The 25298-nt window shown below is 33.7% G+C and carries 22 protein-coding genes; 14 read left to right on the top strand and 8 right to left on the bottom strand.

Features of this window, described 5'->3' with window-relative positions:
• Positions 1-470 precede the first annotated feature (470 nt).
• Positions 471-2234: a hypothetical protein gene (locus tag Q0845_RS03130; RefSeq protein WP_298509033.1), complete on the top strand. Its 1764-nt coding sequence runs from the start codon at positions 471-473 to the stop codon at positions 2232-2234.
• Between the two features lie 51 nt (positions 2235-2285).
• Here the strand turns inward: Q0845_RS03130 and Q0845_RS03125 are convergent, their stop codons facing one another.
• Positions 2286-2990, bottom strand: coding sequence for a hypothetical protein (locus Q0845_RS03125; RefSeq protein ID WP_298509030.1), 705 nt, complete (start codon positions 2988-2990; stop codon positions 2286-2288).
• 96 nt (positions 2991-3086) lie between these two features.
• The gene (locus tag Q0845_RS03120; protein ID WP_367180639.1) at positions 3087-3713 is read right to left on the bottom strand and encodes a Crp/Fnr family transcriptional regulator; all 627 of its coding nucleotides are present in this window, start codon (positions 3711-3713) and stop codon (positions 3087-3089) included.
• A 156-nt stretch (positions 3714-3869) separates the two neighbouring features.
• On the opposite strand from Q0845_RS03120, the gene Q0845_RS03115 reads away from it, so the two are divergent.
• On the top strand, positions 3870-6242 hold the full coding sequence (locus Q0845_RS03115) for a heavy metal translocating P-type ATPase metal-binding domain-containing protein (protein WP_298509024.1): 2373 nt from the start codon (positions 3870-3872) through the stop codon (positions 6240-6242).
• Between the two features lie 2 nt (positions 6243-6244).
• On the opposite strand, the gene Q0845_RS03110 is transcribed toward Q0845_RS03115, so the two are convergent.
• Entirely contained in the window at positions 6245-7492 is a 1248-nt protein-coding gene (locus Q0845_RS03110) for a S41 family peptidase (RefSeq protein WP_298509021.1), read from the bottom strand.
• A gap of 279 nt (positions 7493-7771) precedes the next feature.
• On the opposite strand from Q0845_RS03110, the gene ccoS reads away from it, so the two are divergent.
• The 7 genes from ccoS to Q0845_RS03075 all read left to right on the top strand — a co-directional run bounded on the left by ccoS (position 7772) and on the right by Q0845_RS03075 (position 14457).
• On the top strand, positions 7772-7972 hold the full coding sequence (ccoS, locus tag Q0845_RS03105) for a cbb3-type cytochrome oxidase assembly protein CcoS (protein ID WP_298509019.1): 201 nt from the start codon (positions 7772-7774) through the stop codon (positions 7970-7972).
• A gap of 87 nt (positions 7973-8059) precedes the next feature.
• The gene (gene ccoN / locus Q0845_RS03100) at positions 8060-10264 is read left to right on the top strand and encodes a cytochrome-c oxidase, cbb3-type subunit I (protein WP_298509016.1); all 2205 of its coding nucleotides are present in this window, start codon (positions 8060-8062) and stop codon (positions 10262-10264) included.
• Positions 10265-10272: 8 nt separating this feature from the next.
• Entirely contained in the window at positions 10273-10461 is a 189-nt protein-coding gene (locus Q0845_RS03095) for a CcoQ/FixQ family Cbb3-type cytochrome c oxidase assembly chaperone (protein WP_298509013.1), read from the top strand.
• Positions 10458-11411, top strand: coding sequence for a cbb3-type cytochrome c oxidase N-terminal domain-containing protein (locus tag Q0845_RS03090; RefSeq protein ID WP_298509010.1), 954 nt, complete (start codon positions 10458-10460; stop codon positions 11409-11411). Before Q0845_RS03095 ends, Q0845_RS03090 begins: the two co-directional genes overlap by 4 nt.
• 19 nt (positions 11412-11430) lie before the next feature.
• Positions 11431-12855 (top strand): cytochrome c oxidase accessory protein CcoG, encoded by a 1425-nt coding sequence (gene ccoG, locus Q0845_RS03085; RefSeq protein ID WP_298509007.1) that lies wholly within the window; start codon positions 11431-11433, stop codon positions 12853-12855.
• A gap of 360 nt (positions 12856-13215) precedes the next feature.
• Entirely contained in the window at positions 13216-13662 is a 447-nt protein-coding gene (locus tag Q0845_RS03080; protein ID WP_298509004.1) for a FixH family protein, read from the top strand.
• A 93-nt stretch (positions 13663-13755) separates the two neighbouring features.
• Positions 13756-14457 carry a sulfite exporter TauE/SafE family protein gene (locus tag Q0845_RS03075; protein WP_298509002.1) on the top strand — a complete coding sequence of 234 codons (702 nt, stop codon included), beginning with the start codon at positions 13756-13758 and terminating at the stop codon, positions 14455-14457.
• 7 nt (positions 14458-14464) lie between these two features.
• On the opposite strand, the gene Q0845_RS03070 is transcribed toward Q0845_RS03075, so the two are convergent.
• Positions 14465-15265, bottom strand: coding sequence for a hypothetical protein (locus Q0845_RS03070; protein ID WP_298508999.1), 801 nt, complete (start codon positions 15263-15265; stop codon positions 14465-14467).
• A 205-nt stretch (positions 15266-15470) separates the two neighbouring features.
• On the opposite strand from Q0845_RS03070, the gene Q0845_RS03065 reads away from it, so the two are divergent.
• The 3 genes from Q0845_RS03065 to Q0845_RS03055 all read left to right on the top strand — a co-directional run bounded on the left by Q0845_RS03065 (position 15471) and on the right by Q0845_RS03055 (position 17894).
• On the top strand, positions 15471-16202 hold the full coding sequence (locus Q0845_RS03065; RefSeq protein WP_298508997.1) for a hypothetical protein: 732 nt from the start codon (positions 15471-15473) through the stop codon (positions 16200-16202).
• A gap of 264 nt (positions 16203-16466) precedes the next feature.
• The gene (locus Q0845_RS03060; protein ID WP_298508994.1) at positions 16467-16886 is read left to right on the top strand and encodes a CBS domain-containing protein; all 420 of its coding nucleotides are present in this window, start codon (positions 16467-16469) and stop codon (positions 16884-16886) included.
• A gap of 180 nt (positions 16887-17066) precedes the next feature.
• Positions 17067-17894 carry a universal stress protein gene (locus tag Q0845_RS03055; RefSeq protein WP_298508991.1) on the top strand — a complete coding sequence of 276 codons (828 nt, stop codon included), beginning with the start codon at positions 17067-17069 and terminating at the stop codon, positions 17892-17894.
• A 2-nt stretch (positions 17895-17896) separates the two neighbouring features.
• On the opposite strand, the gene Q0845_RS03050 is transcribed toward Q0845_RS03055, so the two are convergent.
• From Q0845_RS03050 to hemN, 3 genes are all read right to left on the bottom strand, one after another.
• Positions 17897-18931, bottom strand: a complete 1035-nt coding sequence (locus Q0845_RS03050) for an SMI1/KNR4 family protein (protein ID WP_298508988.1) — start codon at positions 18929-18931, stop codon at positions 17897-17899.
• Between the two features lie 134 nt (positions 18932-19065).
• A complete protein-coding gene (locus Q0845_RS03045; RefSeq protein ID WP_298509899.1) occupies positions 19066-19899 on the bottom strand; it encodes a universal stress protein in 834 nt (277 codons plus the stop codon).
• Between the two features lie 22 nt (positions 19900-19921).
• Positions 19922-21283: an oxygen-independent coproporphyrinogen III oxidase gene (hemN, locus tag Q0845_RS03040; protein ID WP_298508985.1), complete on the bottom strand. Its 1362-nt coding sequence runs from the start codon at positions 21281-21283 to the stop codon at positions 19922-19924.
• 206 nt (positions 21284-21489) lie between these two features.
• Between hemN and ppk1 the strand changes: the two genes are divergently transcribed.
• Entirely contained in the window at positions 21490-23508 is a 2019-nt protein-coding gene (gene ppk1 / locus Q0845_RS03035; protein ID WP_298508982.1) for a polyphosphate kinase 1, read from the top strand.
• Positions 23509-23658: 150 nt separating this feature from the next.
• Here ppk1 and Q0845_RS03030 read toward each other — a convergent pair whose 3' ends face one another.
• Complete coding sequence (locus tag Q0845_RS03030) at positions 23659-24024, bottom strand: hypothetical protein (protein ID WP_298508979.1); 366 nt, start codon at positions 24022-24024, stop codon at positions 23659-23661.
• A 122-nt stretch (positions 24025-24146) separates the two neighbouring features.
• On the opposite strand from Q0845_RS03030, the gene Q0845_RS03025 reads away from it, so the two are divergent.
• Positions 24147-25160, top strand: a complete 1014-nt coding sequence (locus Q0845_RS03025) for an AraC family transcriptional regulator (RefSeq protein WP_298508976.1) — start codon at positions 24147-24149, stop codon at positions 25158-25160.
• The last annotated feature ends 138 nt before the right edge of the window (positions 25161-25298 follow it).

Raw genomic sequence — 25298 nt, 5'->3', positions numbered from 1 at the left:
GGATTGCAACCAAAATGAGTTTAAAAAAGTAGAGTTGTACATGTGTAGGTTTTATAAGTTTTTATTCAATTTGAAAATAATTATACCTCAAAAAAAAGGGGATAATTTTAGGGGTTTCAAAAAATCTTACAACAAATAAAATCAAATCTTAAATACTTGACTGTTTTTTGAAGGGTACTAATAGGGTTTCATGATTTTTTAAGGTGTTTAAGCCTCTTTTGATCAGCCTTTTCAATAGAAAATAAATTTTATGAAGAATTGAGTAAATCTTTACGAAGTCATGATATATAAGGTTTTAAAAGGGGTTTTAAAAGGGTACTTTTATGCAAAAAGTATCGTTAGAATTTTAAAATCTAGTTAATTATTTGTTTCATTGTTGTATATTATGATTTATTAAAAAAATAACATATTTCCATTTGAGAATGCTGCAAAGAACCCTTGTGATACTATTCTTTTTATGTGCAAAAAACATGCTTGCAGATACTCAAGAAATTGATTTCTGTAAAATACCGAACCTTACCGTTGAAGAGTTAAATAGTTATGTTGGTAAGGACTGGTTTGAAGAATTGCATAGTGATAGAGAAATCGTAAAAATAGAACGAGAACGAACGTATGCCATTCTTCAAGAAAATGCCATGAATGGTGAAGATGATTTGAAGACGATTGTACTCTATGTTTGGTATGCAGCGCTCAGTAACAGAGTCAAGGAATATGGAGATACAAACCTTTATTTCCATAGAGCATTATCATTGGCTTTAAAAAAGAAATCCAATCGGTATATCTACTTTGTTACTCTAAATTATGTGAGGCATTTAAGAGCGCAAAAAATGTATCAACCTGCGCAAAAAATGCTAGAAAAACTTTTGGAAATATTTCATGAAAACTGCGGAAATGATGATTTAATTAATTCTTTAGAAGTTTTAGGAATATTGAGCTCTATTGCAGGAGAAACTGGCAAATGGACTATTTCTGAATCATTACTAAATGAAATGATTGAAATAGAAGAAAAACAACGAAAATCATTCAGACTATCCACGTATTACAATAATCTTGGCTATCTCCAATTACGACAATTAAAGAATACTTTAAAAGCAGAAATATGTTTTAATAAAGCATTGAAAAACTTAATAGAGATGTCTCCTTCAAAAAATTCGCAAAGAGATACACTAGCAATGTGGAATGTAAGAGAAAATTTGGCACATGTGTATGTCGAAAAAGGAAACTTTTCGTTAGCTGAAGAAACCTATATTAATGTACAAAAATATAGAACACTTCATAAGACGAAATCCATTCGGGCAAAGCTGTATTTAGCTGAATTGTATTTACATCATTATCCAGAATCTAAATTCGTTACTTATATGGATGGTTTATTAAATACCTATAAAGATACTCCGGAAGTAATTGATAGAAAAGATAAGCTTAAGTTTAGTAATCTCTTGAATTCGTATGCTAAAAAAGCAACAAAAGAAACCTCAAAAAATAATGCTTTAGATTTGGGTACTTTATTACTTCAATCGTATTATGAAGAAATATCAAAAGCTCAAATTTCATTTTCTAAATCGTATTTCGGCACGGTTTATAATGATGTTACTGAAAAACTAAAAATAGAATCCGACTTATTAAAGAACGAGAAAAGAAACAGTGATCAATCAAAAGTAATCTTACTATTACTTGTCGTAGTTTTAATTAGCATTGCAATTGCTTCCAGAATCTATATTAAAAGAATTAGAACTCAAAAGAACAATCAAAAAATTAAAGCTGAACTTGCCGAAATGAAGTTTGTTCAGTCAAAACTAGAATTAGAAGCAAACAAGTCACTGTTAGACAATATTAAGTCAGATAATCTGGTTAAAAATCAACTGCTCAAAACATGGTTGAAAGATCTTAAAGAAATTGCAGGAACTAAAGATATTTTAGATGTAAAAAAACATGTGAAATCGCTCATCATCAATACGAATGAGCGTTTGAATGATACCAGTGCTTATAACCATATTATTGAAAGTCTAGACGAAGCAAATCCGTTATTTCAAAAGAAGTTAATCGAGAAATTTCCAAATCTTACAAAACGAGAAATACAATTTTGCTTACTCGTTCATTTAGATAGAAGTCGTAGTGAAATCATGAACTTAATGAAGGTGAATTTGAATGCTTATAAATCTTCTCAACACAGAATCCGACGCAAATTAGAATTAGATAAATCAATTACACTTAGAGATTTTATAAAAGACTTCTAACATCAATGTATATCTGTAAAGAGACCTTTTTTTAGATGAAATGACTCTTTTTTATTGGTCTTCTCCTTCCTTTTCTTTTTTATTAATATTAAAAATACCTTTTGTGTCTAAATTTTGATCGTCAAACTCCAAATAAAAATCATGCAATTCTGTAGCTTTTTTAATGACGTTAGAATGTAGTTTGTTGAATGAAATAGAATCACCATTAATGTCAAGACCTGTAGCGCAATAATTGACTAATTTCTTCTGTAAATTATCATAATTAATATACGCGAGTCCATTTCTATGAATGCTCTTTTCTTGATCAAATGTACTTGCCGACAATCCGAAAAAAGAACTCAACGAGGTAAATATCAAAAATAAAACCTTCACCGTAAATGCCGTTCCTTTCCAACCTTCTTGAGTAATCACAAAAACGGTTAATGCAGCAAGTATCGAGAAAAACAAAAACAAAGTTGTTGATGTAAAATGATAGGTGTATAATTTTAAAAATGTGACTTTATGTTGTTCCTTATATAATTGCAAATTATTATTTAAAACAATCAATCGTTCCGCTTCAACGGCGCTAGTATTACTACAATTTTGTATGCCTTTTTCAGCGTGTAATACACTCACAGCATCCATCGAACTCATTAATTCTTTTCCTTGTTTATTGGCGTGTTGTCTTAAAAAGAAAATTCCAATTCCTGTTAAAATCACAATGACTAAAATAATGATAACGGTTTCTTTCAATTTTTGTTTATGAGCAGCTTCCATGATGGTTGGTTGTATGTTTGATCGGATTAAAGATAACGAAAAGATGGAAAATGCAGAAAAGTCAAAAACTATATAGATAATTGAGCAATTTCGAAGCTACGAAACACGCTTCAAAGCAGTCAAATCTTCAATCTTAATTTGTTTGCCTTTGGTAGAAATAAAGCCTTCTTTTTTGAATTGGGATAAAATTCGAATTGCCGATTCGGTTGCTGTTCCCACAATATTTGCATAATCTTCTCGGGATAAAACCACACGAAGCATACCTTCATCAGTTGTTCCAAAAGTACTGTGAATATACATCAATGCTTCTGCCAAACGTTGTCGTACCGATTTCTGTGCCATATTCACAATCACATTATCGGCTTCCCGTAAATCCTTTGCCATGTGTTTTAAAACATCAAAAGTAAATTCAGTATTTTCATGCAAATCGGTCATGATTTCATGTTTCGGAATAAAGCAAACTTGCATTTCACTCAAAGCAGTCGCACTCAAATTTGCGGCTTCGTCACAGACCAAAGAACGTTGTCCCATCAAGTCACCTTTTACCACCAATTTTACAATCTGATCCTTTCCGTTGGCGCTCAACTTGGTCAGTTTGCAAACGCCTTCTCGAATGCAATACACACCATTCACATTTTCGCCTTCATCGAAGATCAATTGTCCTTTTTTGATGGTTTTGGAAGTTTTACAATTGGAAATCCGAACCAGTTCTTCTTTCGTCAAAGATTTTAACGAATTAAACTGTCGGACAATGCAGTGTTCACAATTGCTCATAATGGAAAATTTACATATCTATAAAGTTACTCAAACTATGACAAATATCATATTTTATCAGCAATTCATTTGTAACCTTTGTTACAGGTATAAATGAGCAAAGTTATGAATGAAACTACATGTTTTCATTGTGGAGATGTATGTGAAGAACAAGTCATTCAACTTGAAGAAAAATCTTTTTGTTGTTTTGGATGTAAAACGGTGTACGAACTGTTTTCAGAAAACGATTTGGTATGTTATTACGATTTAGAAACTTCACCAGGCGCCATTCCCAAAGAAATAGAAGGGAAGTACGATTTTTTAACGCAGCGAAATATCATTGATAAATTATTGGAATTTAACGATGATGCTATACAAATTGTCACTTTGTACATTCCGCATATTCACTGCAGTTCTTGTATTTGGATTCTAGAAAACTTACATAAACTCAGTACACAAATCACAGCTTCGCAAGTCAATTTTGGTAAAAAAACAGTCCGAATTACTTATAATGCTACCACATTTTCACTAAAAGAAGTGGTATTGCTTTTAAGCAAAATTGGCTACGAACCGTATATCAGTTTGGAAGATTATAGTACAGGAAAAAGTAAAATCAATCGTTCGCTCATTTACAAACTCGGAATTGCAGGATTTTCGTTCGGAAATGTCATGTTTCTATCGTTTCCGGAATACTTTCAAGTCAGCGGATTTTGGATAGAACAATACAAAATCGTCTTTCGTTGGTTAATGTTTGCTTTTTCGCTTCCTGTGGTATTTTATGCAGCACAAGATTACTTTATCTCTGCTTACAAAGGCTTGCGTGCAAAATTCTTAAACATTGATGTGCCCATTGCATTGGGAATTTTAGTATTATTTGTGAGAAGTTCTGTGGAAATTATCTTTGACTTAGGAACCGGATTCTTTGATAGCCTTACGGGATTGGTCTTTTTTCTATTGCTAGGAAAGTTCTTTCAGCAAAAAACTTATACTTTTTTGTCGTTTGAACGCGATTACAAATCATACTTTCCAATTGCCGTGACCAAAATTCTGAAAGGGAAAGAAACACCAATTCAAGTCTACGATATCAAAAAAGGCGATCGTTTGCTCATTCGTAACGAAGAACTCATTCCAGTGGATGGAATTCTGATCAATGGAAATGCTACGATCGATTATAGTTTTGTTACGGGCGAATCTGAAACGGTTCAAAAGCAATCAGGTGACAAGGTATTTGCTGGCGGAAAACAAACCTCAGGGAGTATTGAAATTGAAGCTGTCAAATCGGTGGAACAAAGTTATCTCACACAATTGTGGAGCAATGATGTTTTCGAAAAAAACAAAGAAGAAAGCTTTACCACTTTAACAAATGCCATTAGCAAACACTTTACCATTACGGTATTATCCATTGCAGTTTTAGCAACTTCTTTTTGGCTGATTATTGATGCTTCCAAAGCAATGAACGTCTTTACAGCGGTATTAATCATTGCGTGTCCGTGTGCCATTGCCTTAGCAGCGCCATTTACCTTTGGAAACCTATTGCGCATCTTCGGAAAACTCAAATTTTATGTGAAAAACGCAAGTGTTTTAGAACAACTTGCTTCTATAAACACAATTATTTTTGATAAAACAGGAACGATTACATCCAACAAAAAAAGTACGGCAAGTTATGAAGGCGAGCAATTAACAACAGATGAATCTGCTTTGCTCAAAAGTACTTTGCGTGGTTCAAATCATCCATTAAGTAGAACCTTATACGACATTTTAGACGCGCAAAATATTGTCACACTCGATCATTTCGAAGAACACATCGGAAAAGGAATGACAGCGAGTTATCATGAAAATAAAATTAAAGTCGGAGCCGCAACATTTGTAGGACATCAAGAAGAAACAAAAGTGCTCAATACAACGGTTCATATCAGTGCTAACAATACGTACAAAGGAAAATATACCTTTTATAATAGCTATCGAAAAGGACTGGCAAAATTATTCAACAATCTGAAGAAAAACTTTGATCTAGCAATCCTTTCGGGTGATAATGAAGGCGAGCGTGAAAACTTAAAAAAACTATTGCCAGCAAAAACCAAATTGATCTTCAATCAAAAGCCAAATGACAAATTAGAATACATACAATATCATCAAGCAGAAGGCGCAAAAGTGCTCATGGTGGGCGATGGTTTAAATGATGCAGGAGCCTTGGCGCAAAGTGATGTTGGAATTGCACTATCAGAAAATGTAAATGTATTTTCTCCTGCGTGCGACGCTATTTTAGATGCTTCCAAATTCAATCAATTGGATCAATATATCAACGCTTCTAAATCGGCAATTAAAATCATAAAATGGAGTTTTGTATTGTCGTTTATCTACAATTCTATCGGTTTATACTTTGCGATCACAGGACAGTTAGCGCCTGTCATTGCGGCTATTTTGATGCCACTAAGTTCAATTAGTATTGTCGTATTCACAACGGTTTGTACGTCTATCTTGGGAAGAAAACTAACGTAGCATTAATTTTTCTGTTTTATATAATCAAGAAGTTTTTTGCGTCTTTCTTCTTTGTTGGAAGCTTTGAGTATTAAATCAGGAACTGTCTTTGTTTCATCATTGGCACTTCCATCTGGATTCAATCCCATTTCTCCAGTAAAACGAATTACAATGCCACTATTAGGAAGTGTCAATAACAAAGGATCAGTTCCAACACCATCACCACTAGTTTTTTCTCCAGCAACGGTAGCAAAGTTTGTAGCTTTACAGAAATAGGCCAGCGTTTCAGAACTAGAAAATACGGCATTATCTACAAGTAAATAGATGTTTTGTACGTGTGTATAATCATTAGAAATTGGAGTAATAGTTGTATTTTCCTTTCTAAATACATAGCTGCCATTGGTCAATTCTTCTGGCATGTTTGGCAAACCTATTTCTTCATAAGTAAGTGTATTTTCAAAATAATCAGGCTTGAATTTTTGTAATCTCTTGGAATTTTTAAATGCATAAATTACGGGAAAAGTAATGGTGTCTTTAATCAGATATGGAATCATATTTTGCAACCAATATTCCGTACTACCACCATCATTTCCTTGTATGTCTATAATTAGATTTTTATAATTAGTTGTTTTATGAAAAAGAGATTTTAAGGTATCGGCATCTTGAGTTACATATTCATAACTAAACGATTTTATATGAACAATTGCCGTTGACAAAGAATCTATAAAATATGCTTCTATATTTTTAGGAGTTTCTTCTTCAATTTTTACAACTTCAACCTCATCACTATCAGTGTCAGAAAAAAAGAGTTTGTGATTAATTGCTTTCCAATACTGAGAACGGATAGAATCTGTTTTCTCCAGTTCTTTTACATAATTATAATACACAGAATCTTGAGCTACACCTTGTTGATATCCTGTATAAAAGTAATTATAAATAATAGTAGGATATGCATCTGTATGCCCATTGTGTAAGTCATTTAAAATATCATTAATTGCTTTAAAAAAGGCTGTGTCATTCTTTGTGTTTTTTATTGTTTTGAGATATTTCTTTTTGTTTGCAAGCCAATCAATTTGATACACTCTTTTGTTGATTCCAAAATAAGGATATGAAGCCTTAAATTCTTCATACAAATACTCAAAATCAGCTACTTTTTCTTTTTTAGATAACTGTTTTTGTGCACAACCTAAATTCACAAAAAAGAAAGTGAACAACAGTAAAAAAATAGCTTTCCTGTAAGTAGCAATAAAAGGTAATACGTTAAAATTCATGGGTTGTTTCATATATCGTTTCTATAAAGAAATTTCTATTCTTTTTGCTGAAAATACACAGTATACAATTACAAGTATACAATGATCTTCTGAAAATATAGTATTGGTTTCTAAGCGTGTGTTTTTCAAAAATAAAATACAAACACTTCAATTTCAGTTTCAACTTCAATTTCAAGCTCAAATTCAGTTTCAATTTCAAAAAAATAAATCCAAAACATGATAAAAGTCATTTTTTAGGAAAGTACACCACAGTAATTTTGGGCTATAACTTCAATAGGTATGAGTGTTATATATGTTTTACTAACCATCAGTATTGTGGTCGCAATACTCTTCTTTGTCGCTTTTATCCTCGCGGTAAAAAACGGACAATTTGACGATAGTTATACACCATCGGTTCGCATGCTATTTGAAGATGAATTGGTAAAAAAAGAGTCAACGACTTCGGAGCAAGTTCACGAAGCATTCAATGGAAACAATTAAAAATATTTCGAAGCAAACGTTGAGCATTTAAATCTCGATTATCGAGTCAAAAAAACAGAACTAACTATAAAATAAATAAACAGTATTATGGAAATCCAACAGTTTTATTACGATAATAAAATCGTTAAAAACTTCATCTATGCAACCATAGTTTGGGGAATTGTGGGAATGGCAATAGGATTGTTACTAGCATTCTTATTCATGTTTCCAACTTGGTTTGAAGGTGTTTCATGGCTGAGTTTTGGTCGTTTACGTCCACTACACACAAATGCAGTAATTTTTGCCTTTGTGGGGAACGCCATTTTTGCGGGTGTTTACTATTCGCTTCAACGATTATTAAAAACAAGAATGGCAAGCGATTTCCTGAGTAAAGTCAACTTTTGGGGATGGCAATTAATCATTGTAGGTGCTGCGATTACCTTACCATTAGGCTACACAACCTCAAAAGAATATGCCGAACTCGAATGGCCGTTTGATATTGCCATTGCTGTAATTTGGGTTGCTTTTGGAGCGAATATGATTTGGACGATTCTAAAAAGAAGACAACGTCACTTATACGTGGCCGTTTGGTTCTATTTGGCAACGTTTGTAACAGTCGCAGTATTGCACATATTTAATAGTTTAGAATTGCCAGTAAGTGGTTTAAAAAGTTATTCTGTATATGCAGGTGTGCAAGATGCCTTAGTACAATGGTGGTACGGACACAATGCGGTAGCGTTCTTCCTTACAACACCATTCTTAGGATTGATGTACTACTTCGTGCCTAAAGCTGCGAACAGACCTATTTATTCGTATCGACTTTCCATAGTCCACTTTTGGTCGCTCATTTTTATCTATATCTGGGCAGGACCACACCATTTACTATATACAGCCTTGCCTGAATGGGCACAAAACTTAGGAGTTGCCTTCTCGGTAATGTTATTAATGCCTTCTTGGGGAGGAATGATCAACGGATTACTGACTTTACGTGGAGCCTGGGACAAAGTACGAACCGATCCTGTGTTGAAATTCATGGTAGTAGCAATTACAGGATATGGTATGGCAACCTTTGAAGGACCATTATTATCCTTAAAAAATGTAAATGCAATTGCACACTTCTCGGATTGGGTGATTGCCCACGTACACGTTGGCGCCTTGGCTTGGAACGGTTTCTTAACCTTTGGTATGATCTATTGGTTAGTGCCAAGATTATTTAAAACAAAACTATACTCTAGAGGTTTGGCAAATGCACACTTCTGGATTGGAACCTTGGGAATTGTGATTTACGCCTTACCAATGTATGTAGCAGGATTTACCCAAGCATTCATGTGGAAACAATTTACGCCAGACGGAAACTTAGTATATCCAAACTTCTTGGAAACGGTTACGGAAATCATTCCAATGTATTGGATGCGTGCTATAGGAGGTTCATTATTCATCATAGGAATGTTCATCTTAGCTTATAACATTGTAATGACAATTGTGAAAGCGAAAGATAAAGTAACGGATGAATTAGCAGAAGCGCCAGCATTGCAACGTGTCTCTAAAAGACGTACCAAAGGAGAAGGATGGCACACTTGGTTAGAGCGTAAGCCAATCAAACTAACTATTTATGCTACGATTGCAATCTTAATTGGTGGAATTGTACAAATTGTACCGACGATTATGATTGATTCAAATATTCCAACCATTACGGAAGTCAAACCCTATACGCCATTAGAATTGGAAGGAAGAGATATTTACATCCGAGAAGGTTGTGTAGGTTGTCACTCGCAAATGATTCGTCCATTTAGAAGCGAAGTAGAACGTTACGGTGAATATTCAAAAGCAGGAGAATTTGTATACGATCATCCATTCTTATGGGGAAGTAAACGTACCGGACCTGATTTGCACCGAGAAGGCGGATTGCGAAATGATGCTTGGCATTACAAACACATGTATGATCCAAGAGGAATTGAAGAAAACTCCATCATGCCAGCATATCCTTGGTTGATTAGAGATGAACTTGATACATCGGGAACACAAGACAAAATGCGCGCTATGGTAACCTTGGGCGTTCCATATACCGAAGAAGAAATAGAAAAAGCTTTGCAATACATGGAAGAGCAAGCCGAAGGAATTGTTGAAAACTTAAAAGAAGATCCTGACTTATTAAAATCGTTCAAAACTGGTAGCGAAAAAGCAGCCGCAGAAGGAACAGAATTTATAGAGATTAAAGATCGTGAAATCGTTGCCTTAATTGCCTATTTGCAACGATTGGGAACAGACATAAAAGTAAAAGATTCACAAAAGCTAACATCAGAAAATAAATAGTAAATATCATGTTGAAATATGTAAAAAATCATTTGGAAACCATTACGGGAATTGAGATTTATCCGCTGATTTCCTTAGTCATCTTCTTTACCTTTTTTGTGGTGTTGTTTTGGTGGGTTGTGACTGCCAAAAAAGAATACATCACGAAAGTGAGTAATATACCATTAGACAATCCAAAAAATAATCAAATATCATGAGAAATTCAATTCCATCTTGGGTACGCGTACTCGTCGTTTTTTTCCTAATTATGATAGGAATCGAATACTTTGTTGAATCTGGAGATAAACCAGCATTTATTGAAAATCCAATGATCATGCTGTTTTTATTACTCGTATTACTCATCCTAATTGCTATTGAAGGAATTATTGGCGCGGTAGAAAATATCTTATTCAATAGTTTAGATGAAAAAGGTAAAGAACGCTATCTGGAAGTAAAAACCAGAAAGCCAAAGTTTACAAAGCTTAAAAAACTGTATGATCGTTTGATGGACTCAAAACCTGTGGAGGAAGAAACAGAAATCATCCTCGATCATAACTATGACGGCATCAAAGAGTTAGACAATAACTTACCGCCATGGTGGTTGTACGGATTCTACGCTTCTATCATATTTGCAGTATTTTATATGCTAAAATACCATGTGTTTGACGGCGAAGGACAACTTGTAGAACTCGAACGCGAATATGTCGAAGCACAAATTGAAATTGACTTGTACAACGCCAAGAATACCAACAATGTAATAGACTATGATGCAGTTACATTATTGACGGATGCATCTGATATTAGTGCAGGAAAACAGGTCTACTCAAAAAGTTGTATTTCCTGCCACAGAATAGACGGAGGAGGAGGAATTGGTCCAAACTTAACCGATAAAAACTGGATTTTAGGTGGCGGAATTAAAAATATATTCAAAACTATTTCACTAGGAGGACGACCAGGAAAAGGAATGGCAGCATGGTCAAAAGCTGGACTAAAACCTAAACAAATTCAGCAAGTGGCAAGTTATGTGCTCACCTTTCAAGGAACAACACCTGCGGAAGGCGCCAAAAAGCCAGAAGGAGACATTTGGGAAACGTCAACTCCAACAGAGAAAATCAACGATGAAAAAGTCAATGACTCTGTAAAAATAGAAACTGAGGAAGTCAAATAATCAAATAAAAAAACACATTGTGGAAACACCAGAAAACGAAAAATTCAGAGATTCCCTCGGAACCATCAATGATGAAGGAAAACGTGCTTGGGTGTATCCAAAAAAACCGAGCGGCAAATATTATGAATGGCGAAAGATTGTTAGTTATGTATTGCTACTCTTCTTATTTGCTGCTCCTTTTGTAAAAATTAATGGAAATCAATTTTTACTGTTCAATGTGTTGGAACGTCGTTTCAATATTTTCGGATTTCCATTTTGGCCACAGGACTTTCATTTGATGGTGATTTCTATGATTATTGGCGTCATTTTCATCACACTATTTACGGTCGCTTTTGGACGTATATTTTGCGGTTGGATGTGTCCACAAACCATTTTCATGGAAATGGTCTTTCGACGTATTGAATATTGGATTGAAGGCGATCGAGGGAAACAAATTCGTTTAGACAAACAAAAATGGAATGCTGAAAAAATTAAAAAACGACTGCTAAAATGGTTCATTTTTTTAGTAATTTCTTTTGCAATAGCGAATGTGTTTTTAGCATATTTGATAGGAAGTGACGCACTCATTCAAGATATTTTGGATGGTCCTTTTAAGCATTTAGGAACCTTATTTCCGCTACTCATATTTACAGCCGTATTCTACTTTGTCTTTGCATGGTTTCGTGAGCAGGTTTGTATTATAGCATGTCCTTACGGAAGATTGCAAGGTGTATTACTCGATGAAAAATCTATTGTAGTTGCGTATGATCATAAACGTGGAGAAGGTGAAAATGGACGTAAAAAATTCCGTAAAAATGAAGACAGATACGAATTAGGTTTTGGCGATTGTATTGATTGTTTTCAATGTGTAAATGTATGTCCTACCGGAATTGACATTCGAAATGGAACACAACTCGAATGTGTCAACTGTACCGCGTGTATTGATGAATGCGATACCATTATGGAAAAGGTAAACTTACCAAAAGGATTGATTCGTTATGACAGTGAAGCAGGTATTGAAAACAAAGAAAAATTCAAATTTACACCGCGATTAAAAGGATATACCGCAGTATTGGTCATTTTAATCGGAATATTAGTTGGAATGTTATTATTGCGAAACGATGTAGAAGCAAATATTTTACGATTACGCGGGCAATTATATGAACGAAAAGCGAACGACATTATAAGCAATGTGTTCACATACAAAGTCATCAACAAAACCACAGAAAACATTCCGCATGTAGAATTTAGAATACGAAAAGTACCAGGAACGATAAAACTCGTGTCTACCAGCAACGAATTTGTAATTCCAAAACAAGGAATAGCAGAAGGAACGATGTTTATAGAAATCCCAGAACATCAAATTGAAAATGGAAAACGAAACCTGACGATTGAAGTCTATAGCGAAGGAAAACTGATAGAAACGACTTCCGTAAGATTTCTTGGGCCGTCGAGTTATAACTAAATTAGGTCTTAGGTCTTAGGTTTTGGGTCTTAGGTGTTGGGTGTTAGGTGTTGGTGATGTTTGTTGTTCGCAAACGTCAATTCGAGTGATTTTGTCATGTTGAGTGCAGTTGAAACAGACAAAATAGTATCGAGAACAGCTTTGAAACGAGAATTGCATTAAGGATAGAGGCGGCATCCTTTTTTTAATATGAAACGTCATTACGAGGAGTTTGCGACGAAGTAAGCTGTTTTTAGAGAAACAAATTGTCACAACAAATTAAAATTTGTCTCGCAATGACGAATCAAAAAAAGATATAGCCGATAGCCTGACCGAAGAGGAATCGGAGGAAATGCCATAAAAAATATAAAAAACGAAAAGATGAAAATAAATTGGGGAACAGGAATTGTAATCGCGTTTATCGCATTTATTAGCTTTATCATGTATTTCATTGTGAATATGAATGTGCAATCCAAGTACGATCATGATTTGGTGACCGATTCCTACTACGAAGAAGAATTGCAATATCAATCGAGTATTGACAAACAACGCAACGCACAAAAATTAACAGAAAATATACGCTTAACACATACAAATTCAGGCATACAAATTAAGTTTCCTTCAGCGTTTGACATTCAAAAAATAAAAGGAAACGTGTTCCTATATCGACCATCAAACAAACAATTTGATTTCGAAATTCCGATTTCATTATCTCATCACACATTGCTCATACCTGACAATCGTTTGTTAGATGGTCGTTGGAACATTCAAGTAGATTGGAGTTATAACAACACGGATTATTTGTTTAAGGAAGAAATTAATTATTAGATATAGATTGTCATTCTTGCGTAGACAGGAATCCAATGTGTTACGAAGTAGATTTCGCATCAAGTGCGGAATTATAAAAATAAAATTTTTATAATGATTGTTGCAGGTTTTATATTAGGATTATTAGGAAGTTTACACTGTGTAGGCATGTGCGGACCAATTGCTTTTATGTTGCCTGTAGATCGTACGAATACGTATAAAAAAGCAGCGCAAATTCTACTTTACCATATTGGACGGTTACTTTCGTATGCTACGATCGGATTTATTTTTGGACTGCTCGGAAAAAGCTTGTACATCTTCGGAATGCAACAACGTTTGTCTATTGCTATTGGAATTTTAATGATTGTGGTGATGCTGATTCCGTACAAAACAATTAGCAAGTACAATTTTTCAAAACCTATTTTCAAAATCATCTCTAAAGTCAAATCGAGTTTAGGAAAACAGTTCAAAAAGAAGACTTTAGATACTTTTTTTACAATCGGATTTTTAAACGGATTTCTCCCTTGCGGATTGGTCTATATGGCAGTTTTTGGAGCCGTAGCCACCGGAAATATGCTCGAAGGAAGTTTATATATGCTCTTTTTTGGCTTAGGAACCATTCCGTTAATGACGACAGCGATTTACCTTGGAAAATTCCTCAATACAACCATCAAACAACGTATTCAAAAAGCAATTCCAATTTTTGTCGTTATCATTGGAATGTTGTTTATTCTTCGTGGTTTAGGTTTAGGAATTCCGTACATTTCTCCGAAGCCAAATGTTGGTATGGTAACCAATACCATGAATTGTCATTAAGCTGAATTTAAATATTTGAATCAATATACACATACCAATTTCCGTCTGCTTCTTTTTTCCAAACAAGAATATATTTTCCTCCATAACCTCCGCTACATTGTCCAATTTCAAAGGCAAAATTAGCATTCACAATTGCTAGTTTTAGTGGATCAAGTTGTAAAGAATAGTTTTCATTATTCATATAATTATATTCTTTAGTTAGTGCTTCTGTTCCTTGTATTAAAGGTTTATGATTAAAATACATCGTATTCTTACTATAGAGTTGTTTTACAAGATTTTCAGCATTGTGCGCATTGCAAAGCTCCATCCATAATTTTCGCCTTTTTGCAATTTCCGAGGAATTAACCTCAGCAGCAGTATATGTTTCGGTAAATTCAAATTCACGAATTACTTTTTCATCTTTTGTTTTCCAAATTACAATTTGAATATGTGCTGTTTGATTGTCTAATGTATAACGAACTATCTCATAGGTTATACCTCTTTTTTTATTTGCTTCTACACTAAAGAGCGATTCCACAGAAGTGATTTTGTCCTTTTGTATTCCATAATAATTGGCAATTTCCGAAGTACTAGTTAGAATATTATCGGCAGAAATAATTTTGACAGCATTTGTCTCATAAGTATTTCTGAGTGCATTACGGTTATAACTATTAATGGCGTTTTTCCAATTGGTTAAATGACTAGAAGTTTTTTCAGGTTGAGGTATTTCCAAAGTGGATTTGGAGGTGTTTTCTTTTTTTTGTTCTTGTTGTTTACATCCAATCATGGATATGAATATGGCAAGTAGGAGTATGGTTTTTAATTTCATTTTTCTAGGACTTAATGGGTGCTATTCTATTGAAAGAGTTGTCTTTAAAGCTATAACAATCTGATTGAAAAATCAAAGAAAATTAATTAAGGCATCATTTTTGTTACTTCTCGAAAAAATATATTAGATGTGAATTTAAGTTGCAGATCTGTTTTGATGCGAGTTTAGATTATCATAGTTTTATCAACAATCAAAAAACAATAACATGAAAAAAAACATTACGCTATTATTATGTATTCTTTATGCATCACTATCTTTTTCTCAAGATAAGAAAGTTGCAGTGGTATCATTTTATACCGATAAAATAATTGGTTTCGAAGAATTAGGACTTGGAAACGAAGGACTCATCGAGGCGGTTCTAAATTTAAGTGACAATCGTGATTTTAATTTAACACCAATGCTAGAAAAATTTCACAAAAAGTTTTTCGATGACTATTCGCAAAAATTACCTTTTTCTTTACTTCCAGAAGAAGCAGTAGTCACCAATGAAGCATATAAAACGTTTGAACCTAAATGGGATAAGTCTGAAGACGAATTAAGACATTTTTTGGTGTATGATGGATATAAATATATCTATGAAGGCTTTTTAGGAAAAAAGAATGAGGAAGGCATGGCAAACATATTTAAAGACCAAGCAGATGGCGTATTGTTTGTTGAAATTCACTTTAGTTTGGTAAAAGGTTTTGGAATAGGAGGAACGGCTTCTATCAAAATGAAAGCATTCTGTCGAATGGCATTGTATAATAAAGAAGGTAAAAAAGTATTTGCGATTAACGAATCGGCAAGATCAAAAAAGACAGCCGTAATGATAGGAGGAATTCCAGCCATGAGTCCTAAAAAAATATTGCCAATGTGTGAGAGTGCGATGGATAGACTCATGAAACACTTGGATAAAAAGATAAAGAAGATTACCAAAAAAGCTGGTAAAAAATTATAAAAATCCTTGTAAAATAACATCAATTATATAGAAAGCCCTTTTAAGGGCTTTTCTGCTTTTTAAGAGATACGTGTCATCATGTAAACAATGTCCAAATTACTTCACTAGCATGATATATATCATAGTTTTTCACTGGATTCTAAAGTACTTTTAGTATAGAATTTAAAACCTAAAATACGATGAAATCCACAAACGTACATTGTGTTTACCTACCATCACAATTTGCGTCGGATTTCATCAAATCTAACTAAAAATATAAAAAAGATGAAAAAAAGAACTCCAGTTTCAACGATCATGACCGCCAATGTTATTACACTAAATCATACCGACAATTTAGACACGGCAGAACGTTTGTTCAAGGCAAATAATATTCGTCATATTCCTGTAGTCAGTGGCGATGCTATTATTGGAATGTTAAGTTATACAGACTTACTCCGTATTAGTTTTGCCGACGGAGCGTATGAAGAAGAAGACAACGTAGAAACGGTGGTGTATAATATGTTTACGATTGAGCAGGTCATGGCGAAAAACTTAGTCAGTGTAAGCTCCAAAACAACCATAAAAGAAGCCGCAGAAATATTGGCAGCAAAAGAATTTCATGCATTACCGGTAGTTGACGATGGAAAGCTTGTTGGAATTTTAACTACGACCGATTTGATCAATTACCTTTTAGACCAATTCTAATAATTGATAGAAGCTTGTAAAAAATCACTATTGTCACTTCGAGCGCAGTCGAGAAGTCTTAGAATTATATAGTTCTTCATTGAATCTCGACTGCGCTCGATTTGACATTTTTTGTTAAAAATTTGAAGATCAGAATTATAAAAATCAAAGTTATATCGAACTCCGTTAAAATATACTGACATGAAAAATATAGTAATACTTACCGATTTCTCAACATGTTCACGCAATGCGATACACTATGCGATTCAGTTTTTAAAGGACAAAACCTGTCGTTTTTATGTGATGCATGTGCACAAATCAGGAAGTTTTACACTAGATGATTTGATGTCTTCCGCTACTGCTAATGTATATGAAAGTGTATTGAAAGCAGAAAAAGAACGTTTGGAAAAACTAAAAACGGAATTAGAGCAAACTGCTTTTGAACAGCATACATTTGAAACCATTTTAGAATACAATAGCTTTATTGAAGCAACTCACAAAATCATTGAAGAAAAAAATATTGATCTCTTAGTCGCTGGTTTCAACGGAGTTTCTAATGCTGCCGAAATTCTCTTTGGAAGTCACACACTCAGTATCATTAGAAGAATCAATTGTAACACTTTGGTAGTTCCTGAAGAGGTTACTTTTCAGCAACCGAAAACCATGTTAATACCCTTAGATGCAAAAGATGACATCCAAAGTGCTGCTTTTGCTAAAATCTTAACGGTCGCCAAAGATCAAAACATGCACGTACATGTATTACGTGTGTATGAAAAAGGATTTACAGACAATCGCTATGACGAATCGTTCTTAGTGAAAGCATGTAAAGAACTCAACTACACATATCATGTCATTGAAAATGTTCCCTTAGAACATGCAAAATCGTGTTATGTACAACTACACGACATAGACACGATTGGATTAATAGTGCAAAAAGAATCTGTCTTTGAGCGTTTGTTTAAACACTCTTCTACCACAGCCATTAGTAAAACGTTAAAGAGACCTTTGTTGGTGGTGCATCCTTCGTAGATTTAGGAATGATTTTTTAAATCTAATTTGGTAATAAAAGTGATGTATTCTGTAATATAAATATTGTTTGAATGTGTTGTTTCTATTTGTTTAATTTCAGCAATCCAATCACTTGTTTTTTCTTTAGCATACAAATGTAAGTTTCTTAGAAAATCTATGGGTTTTTTACTTAGAAGTATCAATTCTTTTTTAATATTAGTATAATCGTACTTTGTTAATAGATTAAGAATATAAAGCTTTATAACTTCATCTTTTTCAACTTTATATCTGTTCCATAATACACTAATAGAAGCATCTGAAAGTTTTTTAAAGCTTCTTATATATGCTAAAGAAACTAATTTCCAATAGTGTTCTTTTCTATCAAGAAATCCTTTAATACAGCTTTCTTCAGACTCTATTGTATACAAACTAGATTCCATTATTTTTTCTCCAGAAATAATTGCATCAAGCCAGCTTTCGTACCAATCTAAAAAATTGATTTCATCGACAAAACCTGGAGGATATTCCATTTCATCGTATGTGTGTATAATACGTCCTTTATCTTTCCCATGTAGCATAATGCCTATATAACCAGAGCATCCACGAGCTCCAATATTAAGCACTCCGGCATACATTTTTCCGACACCATTTTCATATTCTTCATCAGAGAAAGTATCTCTAAAAGTAGCGTACATTTTATCCCATTCTTCAAAAGTAGTTTCAGTACTTAAAAAAGGTATACTTTGAAGATAATGTTTTGGAACTTCTATCATTTGACTTAGATTTTCCAATGGAAATATTCCGTAAAAAGGTCCAGCAGCTGAACTATCTTCTTTTAATCCTCCGTTTCCAATTTCTGTTAAAAAAACCTTGTATTCATTAGGAAATAAAATATTGTATTCATTTTCAAATTCCTTTACTCTATCCTGACTTAAAGGTTTATTTAGAACATAATTATGAGAAGATGCTCCAAACACTTCTAAAAAAGTATCATTCATTTTAGCAAGTCGTAACTTGATCTTAATTCTTTCTACTTGATTTATTTTTTGTATTTCCATTAGTAATAATACTCATTCAAAAGTTTCATCCAATATAGAATTTATGAGCTAATATTCAAACCAAAAAAAGCAGGAAATCCCCAAAATTTCCTGCTTTTCACTATGTACCCATAGTTAACTAACAACTACTAATATTAAATTCTGAAAGTCATTACGGGCAATGCGGAATGATTGGCAATATCTTCAGAAATACTTCCTTCAAAGAAATGTGCCAACCCTTTACGACCATGCGTGGCTACCGCAATTAAATCTGCTCCTTTTGTACTTGCAAAATTTAAAATACCTTGCTCTATTGAATAATCGTTTACATAATGTACATTCTCTAAGTTGTCTAAATTTCCATCGGCAGTCTTTAAAAAGTCAGTCACTTTAATTTCCATCTCCGTAGAACTCTGGAAACCTGTACCTGGTAAATTCACATACACTAAGTGTAATGTTGCACCAAGCGTTTTAAACAAATGTGTAGCATTGATATAAGGTTTGATAGCTTTTCGAGAAAAATCGCAAGCAAAAACAACCTTTCCAAAGTCCATCAAAATAGGATGATGTTTTACCACCAATACTGGAATTTCTGCATGACGCACTACTTTTTCAGTATTAGAACCAATAAAAATTTCTTTGAAACCACTCGTTCCATGCGAACCCATTACAATCAAATCAGCTTTGTGTTCTTGTGCTACATCATTTACTTCTTTAAACACCTTAAAATGCTTTACAATAGGTGTAATTTTTAAATCTTTTAAATAGGGTTTGTCTAAAAAGTCGTTGAACTTCTGTGCAGCCAGTTTCAAGAAAAAGACAGCCTCTGCTTGTTTAGAATTATCATCATCTGAAATCAGTGCGTTTGATAATTCTAACATGTGCAATGCTAAAATTTCAGCGTTGTGTTTTTGTGCCAAAGCAGCTGCAGCTTCTAAAGCGTATTCAGAATGCTTTGAAAAATCTATCGGAACAATAATTTTTTGTATCATAATAAATGGAAGTTTAATGTTAAATAGTCATAGAAAACAACTGTGTATCTGGCTTTTTTCGTTGCAATAACACATCAAACGCCATGCAAATATTGCGGACAAATGGTTTCCCTTTTTTAGTAATGCTAAGTGTATTATTTTTGATCTGAATGAGTTCGTCTCGTTCAAATTCAGCTAATTTTTCAGTAATATTTGTCAACTCAGGAATCTGTGTCGTTTCCGTATTCCAAGACGTTTTAAAGTGGCACATTAGGTTTAAAATGTGCTTGCGAATTAGTAAATCTTCTGCACTCAAAATATGCCCCTTGCTAAGCGGAATCATACCTTCATTCACCAAGTGATAATAGGTTTCAATATTTTTCACATTCTGTGCAAATCCGTACCAACTATCACCAATAGAAGACACGCCTAAACCAATCATGAGCTGTGTTTTTTGTGCGGTATAACCCATAAAATTACGATGCAAACGCTTTTCAATCATAGACGTATACAACGAATCGGTTGGCAATGCAAAATGATCCATGCCGATGTCTGTATAATCAGCTTCCTGTAATAATTGTTTTCCTAAGTTGTACTGCGCTGTTTTTTCAGTAGCCTTTGGCAGATCTTCATCACGAAAACCGCGTTGTCCGTTTCCTTTCATCCAAGGCACATGCGCATAACTATAAAATGCAATTCGATCGGGCGCTAATAGTTTTGTTTTTGCAATGGTTTCCTGTACGTGTTCGGTCGTTTGAAACGGCAATCCAAAAATAATATCGTGTCCAACGGATGTATAACCAATCTGTCGCGCCAATTCGGTAACACGTTTTACATTTTCAAAAGGTTGTACTCTGTGAATGGCTTTTTGAACCGTTTCGTTATAATCTTGCACACCAAAACATACACGTCTAAATCCAAGATCGTACAAGGTTTGCAAATGTGCTTCAGTAGTATTATTGGGATGACCTTCAAAACTAAACTCATAGGAATCTGCTATGTTTGCATGACACAACAAACCTTTTATCAATTCTTGCAAATGTTGCGGTGAAAAAAACGTTGGTGTTCCGCCGCCTAAATGAATCTCCTTGATTGTTGGTTTCGATTCAAATAACTCACAATACAACGCCCATTCTTTCAACAATGCTTTGATATATGGTTTTTCAACCTCATGACGTTTGGTAATGCGTTTATTGCAACCGCAAAACGTACACAAGCTCTCGCAAAATGGCAAATGAACATACAAACTGATGCCTTCTGAAGCATTACTTTCGTTGAATGATTTTTGGACAGCCGTTTTCCATTTATTCACAGAAAACGTTTCCATATTCCAGTACGGAACGGTTGGATAACTCGTGTAGCGCGGACCTGCTACGTTATACTTGTTTACTAAATTGCACATACCTGATTTTGTTATAGTTCAAAATTAGGCATCGTGTCGCAGGCAATATATGATTTATATCATGTTTGGAGGTTTTGTGTTATTAAATTCAATTTTATTTAAATTAAAATCTTTATTACCATATTGTTAAGCCTATTTGAAAAATACGTCTAATGAGTAAATAATGTCTACTTTCGTTAATAATTTGATCCAATAAAAAGCCTAAAATGTCACTAACTTCTACCGAATATTACAACAGAGATGTATCATGGTTGCGTTTTAATCATCGTGTACTACAAGAAGCTGCCGATACACGAAATCCGTTGTACGAACGCATTAAGTTTTTGGCGATATTTTCTTCTAATTTGGATGAATTTTTTAAAGTACGCGTATCTGCCATTCGTCAAATTAAAACCTTAGACAAAGGTTTGCGTAAAAAGCTCATTACAAAGCCAAATAAGTTGTTGAAAAAGATCAAAAAAGAAGTCAATTTGCAACAAGAAGAATTTGGTAAAATCTTTAGAGAGCAGATTATTCCCGAATTGAAACAAGAAGGAATCGAGCTGATTGATTATACACAGTTTTCAGAAACACAGCAGCAATTCGCGAATGTATATTACAAAGAAAATTTAGAAGCAAAACTGACACTTGATGCCAATAATTTACAAGAATCAGCACTTTTTATTGAGAATGAAAAATTATATGTAGCAACTGTTCATGATGAGCAATTGGTGGTGTTTAAAATTCCAGTAGATTCAGGTCGATTTGTAGTGCTTCCAGCAGAAAATGACACACATTATATCACTTTTGTAGATGATATCTTAAAGTACCATCTCACGAAAGTGTATCCAGAAAATACATTTCATTCCATTAAAGTTTCCCGAGATGCCGAATTGTATATTGACAACGAATATTCGGGCAATTTATTAGATAAAATTAAAAACTCTTTAGGCAATAGAAACACAGGACAAGTAACGCGGATGTTGATTGACCAACAGGCATCTGAAGACTTATTAGACGAACTGAAAGATGAATTGAATGTCAATGATACGGATGTTGTTTTGGGTGGAAAGTACCATAATTTCAAAGACTTTTTTGGCTTTCCAAATCCTACCAATAAAGAACTATCGCTGCCGGATTTGCCGCCAATAAGAAATAAGCAATTGAGCAGTTATGATAGCATGTTTACAGCAATTACTGAAAAAGATCGATTATTATACTTTCCGTACGAATCCTTTGATCATGTGTCGGAATTGTTGGAAGAAGCTGCCGCAGATGCAACCGTGACAAAAATCAAAATTACCTTGTACCGAGTTGCCAAAGAATCGCGCTTAACCAATGCATTGATTGATGCGACGCAAAATGGCAAAGAAGTCACTGTTTTTATGGAAGCCAAGGCACGTTTTGATGAGCAAAACAATATCAAATGGGGAAAAATTCTGGAAGACAAAGGCGCCAAAGTTTTGTACAGTTATCCGGGCATCAAAGTACATTCGAAAATCTTGTGCATCGAACGAATAGAAGATGAAGTTCCTGCATATTACGGCTATGTTGGTACAGGAAATTTCAATGAAAAAACAGCTACATTATATACAGATTTCTGTTTGATGACCAAGCGTGAAAAGATCACTTCAGAATTGATGCAAGTCTTTCAAGTGTTGGAACGCGAAATCATCATTCCGAAAAGTAAAAAACTATTAATTTCTCCGTTTACGACACGAAGTACATTTTTAGAACTAATTGATCAGGAAATTAAAAATGCGCGTGCAGGAAAAGAAGCGTATATCATTTTAAAACTCAACAGTCTCCAAGACAAACGTATGATTGAAGCCTTGTATGAAGCGAGCAATGCAGGCGTAAAAATAGACATGGTAGTGCGTGGAATTTGCTGTTTGGTGCCAGGCATAAAAGGACAAAGTGAAAACATTAGCATCAAAAGTGTGTTGGGACAATTTTTAGAACACGCTCGTGTGTATATTTTTGCCAATGGTGGCAATGAAAAAATGTATATCGGTTCTGCCGATTGGATGACGCGTAATTTAGATCATCGTATAGAAGTTATTGCGCCAATTTTAGATGCAGATATGCATCAACAATTACGAACATTCGTACAATGGCAATTGGATGATACAGTAAAAGCTAGAATCATTGATGCCAAGCAGAAAAATAAATATGTTTCGAAAAATGCAAAAGCTATTCATTCACAGCAAAAAGCGTATGAAGAATTGGTAAAGATGAATTCATAAACAATGGCAAAAGAACACAATGAATGGCTATAACTCATTGTTGTTTTTTTAGTATACCATTACCACTTTATAAACTCATTAATGTTTTCTCACTATTAATGAAGTCTTTTAAACAAAACTTACAATGAAATTATAGCCAATAATTTATAGCTAGGACTTGTACTTGTATTGTTGTTTTGCAAACCAACCAACAATAAAACCAACGATTCCAATGAGCCAATATCCTTTTGTGGTTAGTGTAAACAGTTGAAAAATTATTAAGATACAACTACCAATAACCCACATAACATCTAGAAATATAATTAGAGAGATGATATTCTTACGTTTTAGATGATATTTAATAATGAATAGAATACAACTAGCAAATAAGAGTAAGCTGATTCCAATACTTGGTAGAATGTCTGCATTGTGAATTCCTAAAAATGTTTGTAAAAATTGATTTGCAAATAGCAAGCACAATCCGCTTGTTACAGAAAATACAGCGTTACAGTATAACCAAAACTTTAAATGCTCCATATACTTTATCTTTTATGCAAAGAAACAATTGGAATTGAGGAGTTTTATGATATTTCACGACAATCAATTGCGATAGTGCGACATCAGTTTTATTCCTTAAACATTTTGTATACTTTTAAAGTATGGACAAAAAAGTAATAGCAAAAACAATATATATAAGTTACCTAAGTTATGCGTCGCAATTGAAAATAGACACCACAAAGTTTGTTCAGAATGAAGTCAATACGAATGAAGACGATTTTGTATCGTTTGAGCAATTTGCTTTTGTAGTGCGATTGCTAGTTCAAAAAACAGGGAATCAAAATTTAGGACTTTATTTTGGAGAACAATCTAATATTGCTGCACTTGGTATTGTTGGTCAACTGATACAAACTAGTAAAACTATTGGAAATGGTATTGAGCAGGCATTATTTGCATTTAATTTGATCAGTAATGTAATTGCATTACGATTAGAAAAAACGAGTACAAGCTTCAAATTGTATTTTGAAATTGAAGCAGATGTTAAAGAGAAATATCCAATTGCGTATAAACAATTAATCATAAGTTCGATGACTTTTGTGTATAAAGAAATCTACTTTTTAACCTTAAAAAAGCAGCAACCAAGGCAGGTAACATTCGAATTTGAAATTGATAATGTATCATTATACGAACGGATATTTGATTGCGAAATAGCTTCAAAAAACGAACAAACCTTTATAGAGTTTGCTCCTGAAATTTTAAATGAAAAAATTGTGTATGCTGATTATGAATTGTTTGTGCATTTAGAGAAATTAGTTTGTAAACGTTTATCAGCGCAAACGAAAAAATCAGAAAAAATAGCGGATGTTGTAAAAGAGATTATTTATAAATTATTAGATCCTGATTTTCCGAAATTAAATACTGTTGCAAATCATTTACATATGTCAGAACGCGCATTGCAACGCAAACTCAAAAATGAAAAGACTACGTATAGTCAATTATTAAATGAACTCAAGCAAAGCATGGCGTTGGAATATTTAGCATCAACAAATAGTATTAAAGAAATTAGTTATATGCTCGGCTATTCCAATCCTAGTGCCTTTGTAAATGCTTTTAAAGGTTGGTATAAAGTTTCTCCTTCTACTTATAGACAAGAACTTGTGAGGACGAATTTGTAGCTAACGGTATTCAAAGTACTTCTCGATACAATTTTTCTTCATTTTATTTCGAAAAATCACTCGAAGTGACGCGTGATGGTTTGAAGTAAGGAAGTTACTAACAGCGAAGCAATTTAAAATTTAGCATTTAAAATTTCA

Source organism: uncultured Kordia sp. (assembly GCF_947489565.1).
Classification (GTDB): Bacteria; Bacteroidota; Bacteroidia; order Flavobacteriales; family Flavobacteriaceae; genus Kordia.
Note: the sequence above shows the minus strand (reverse complement) of the source record. Positions and strands in the feature narration are given on the sequence as shown.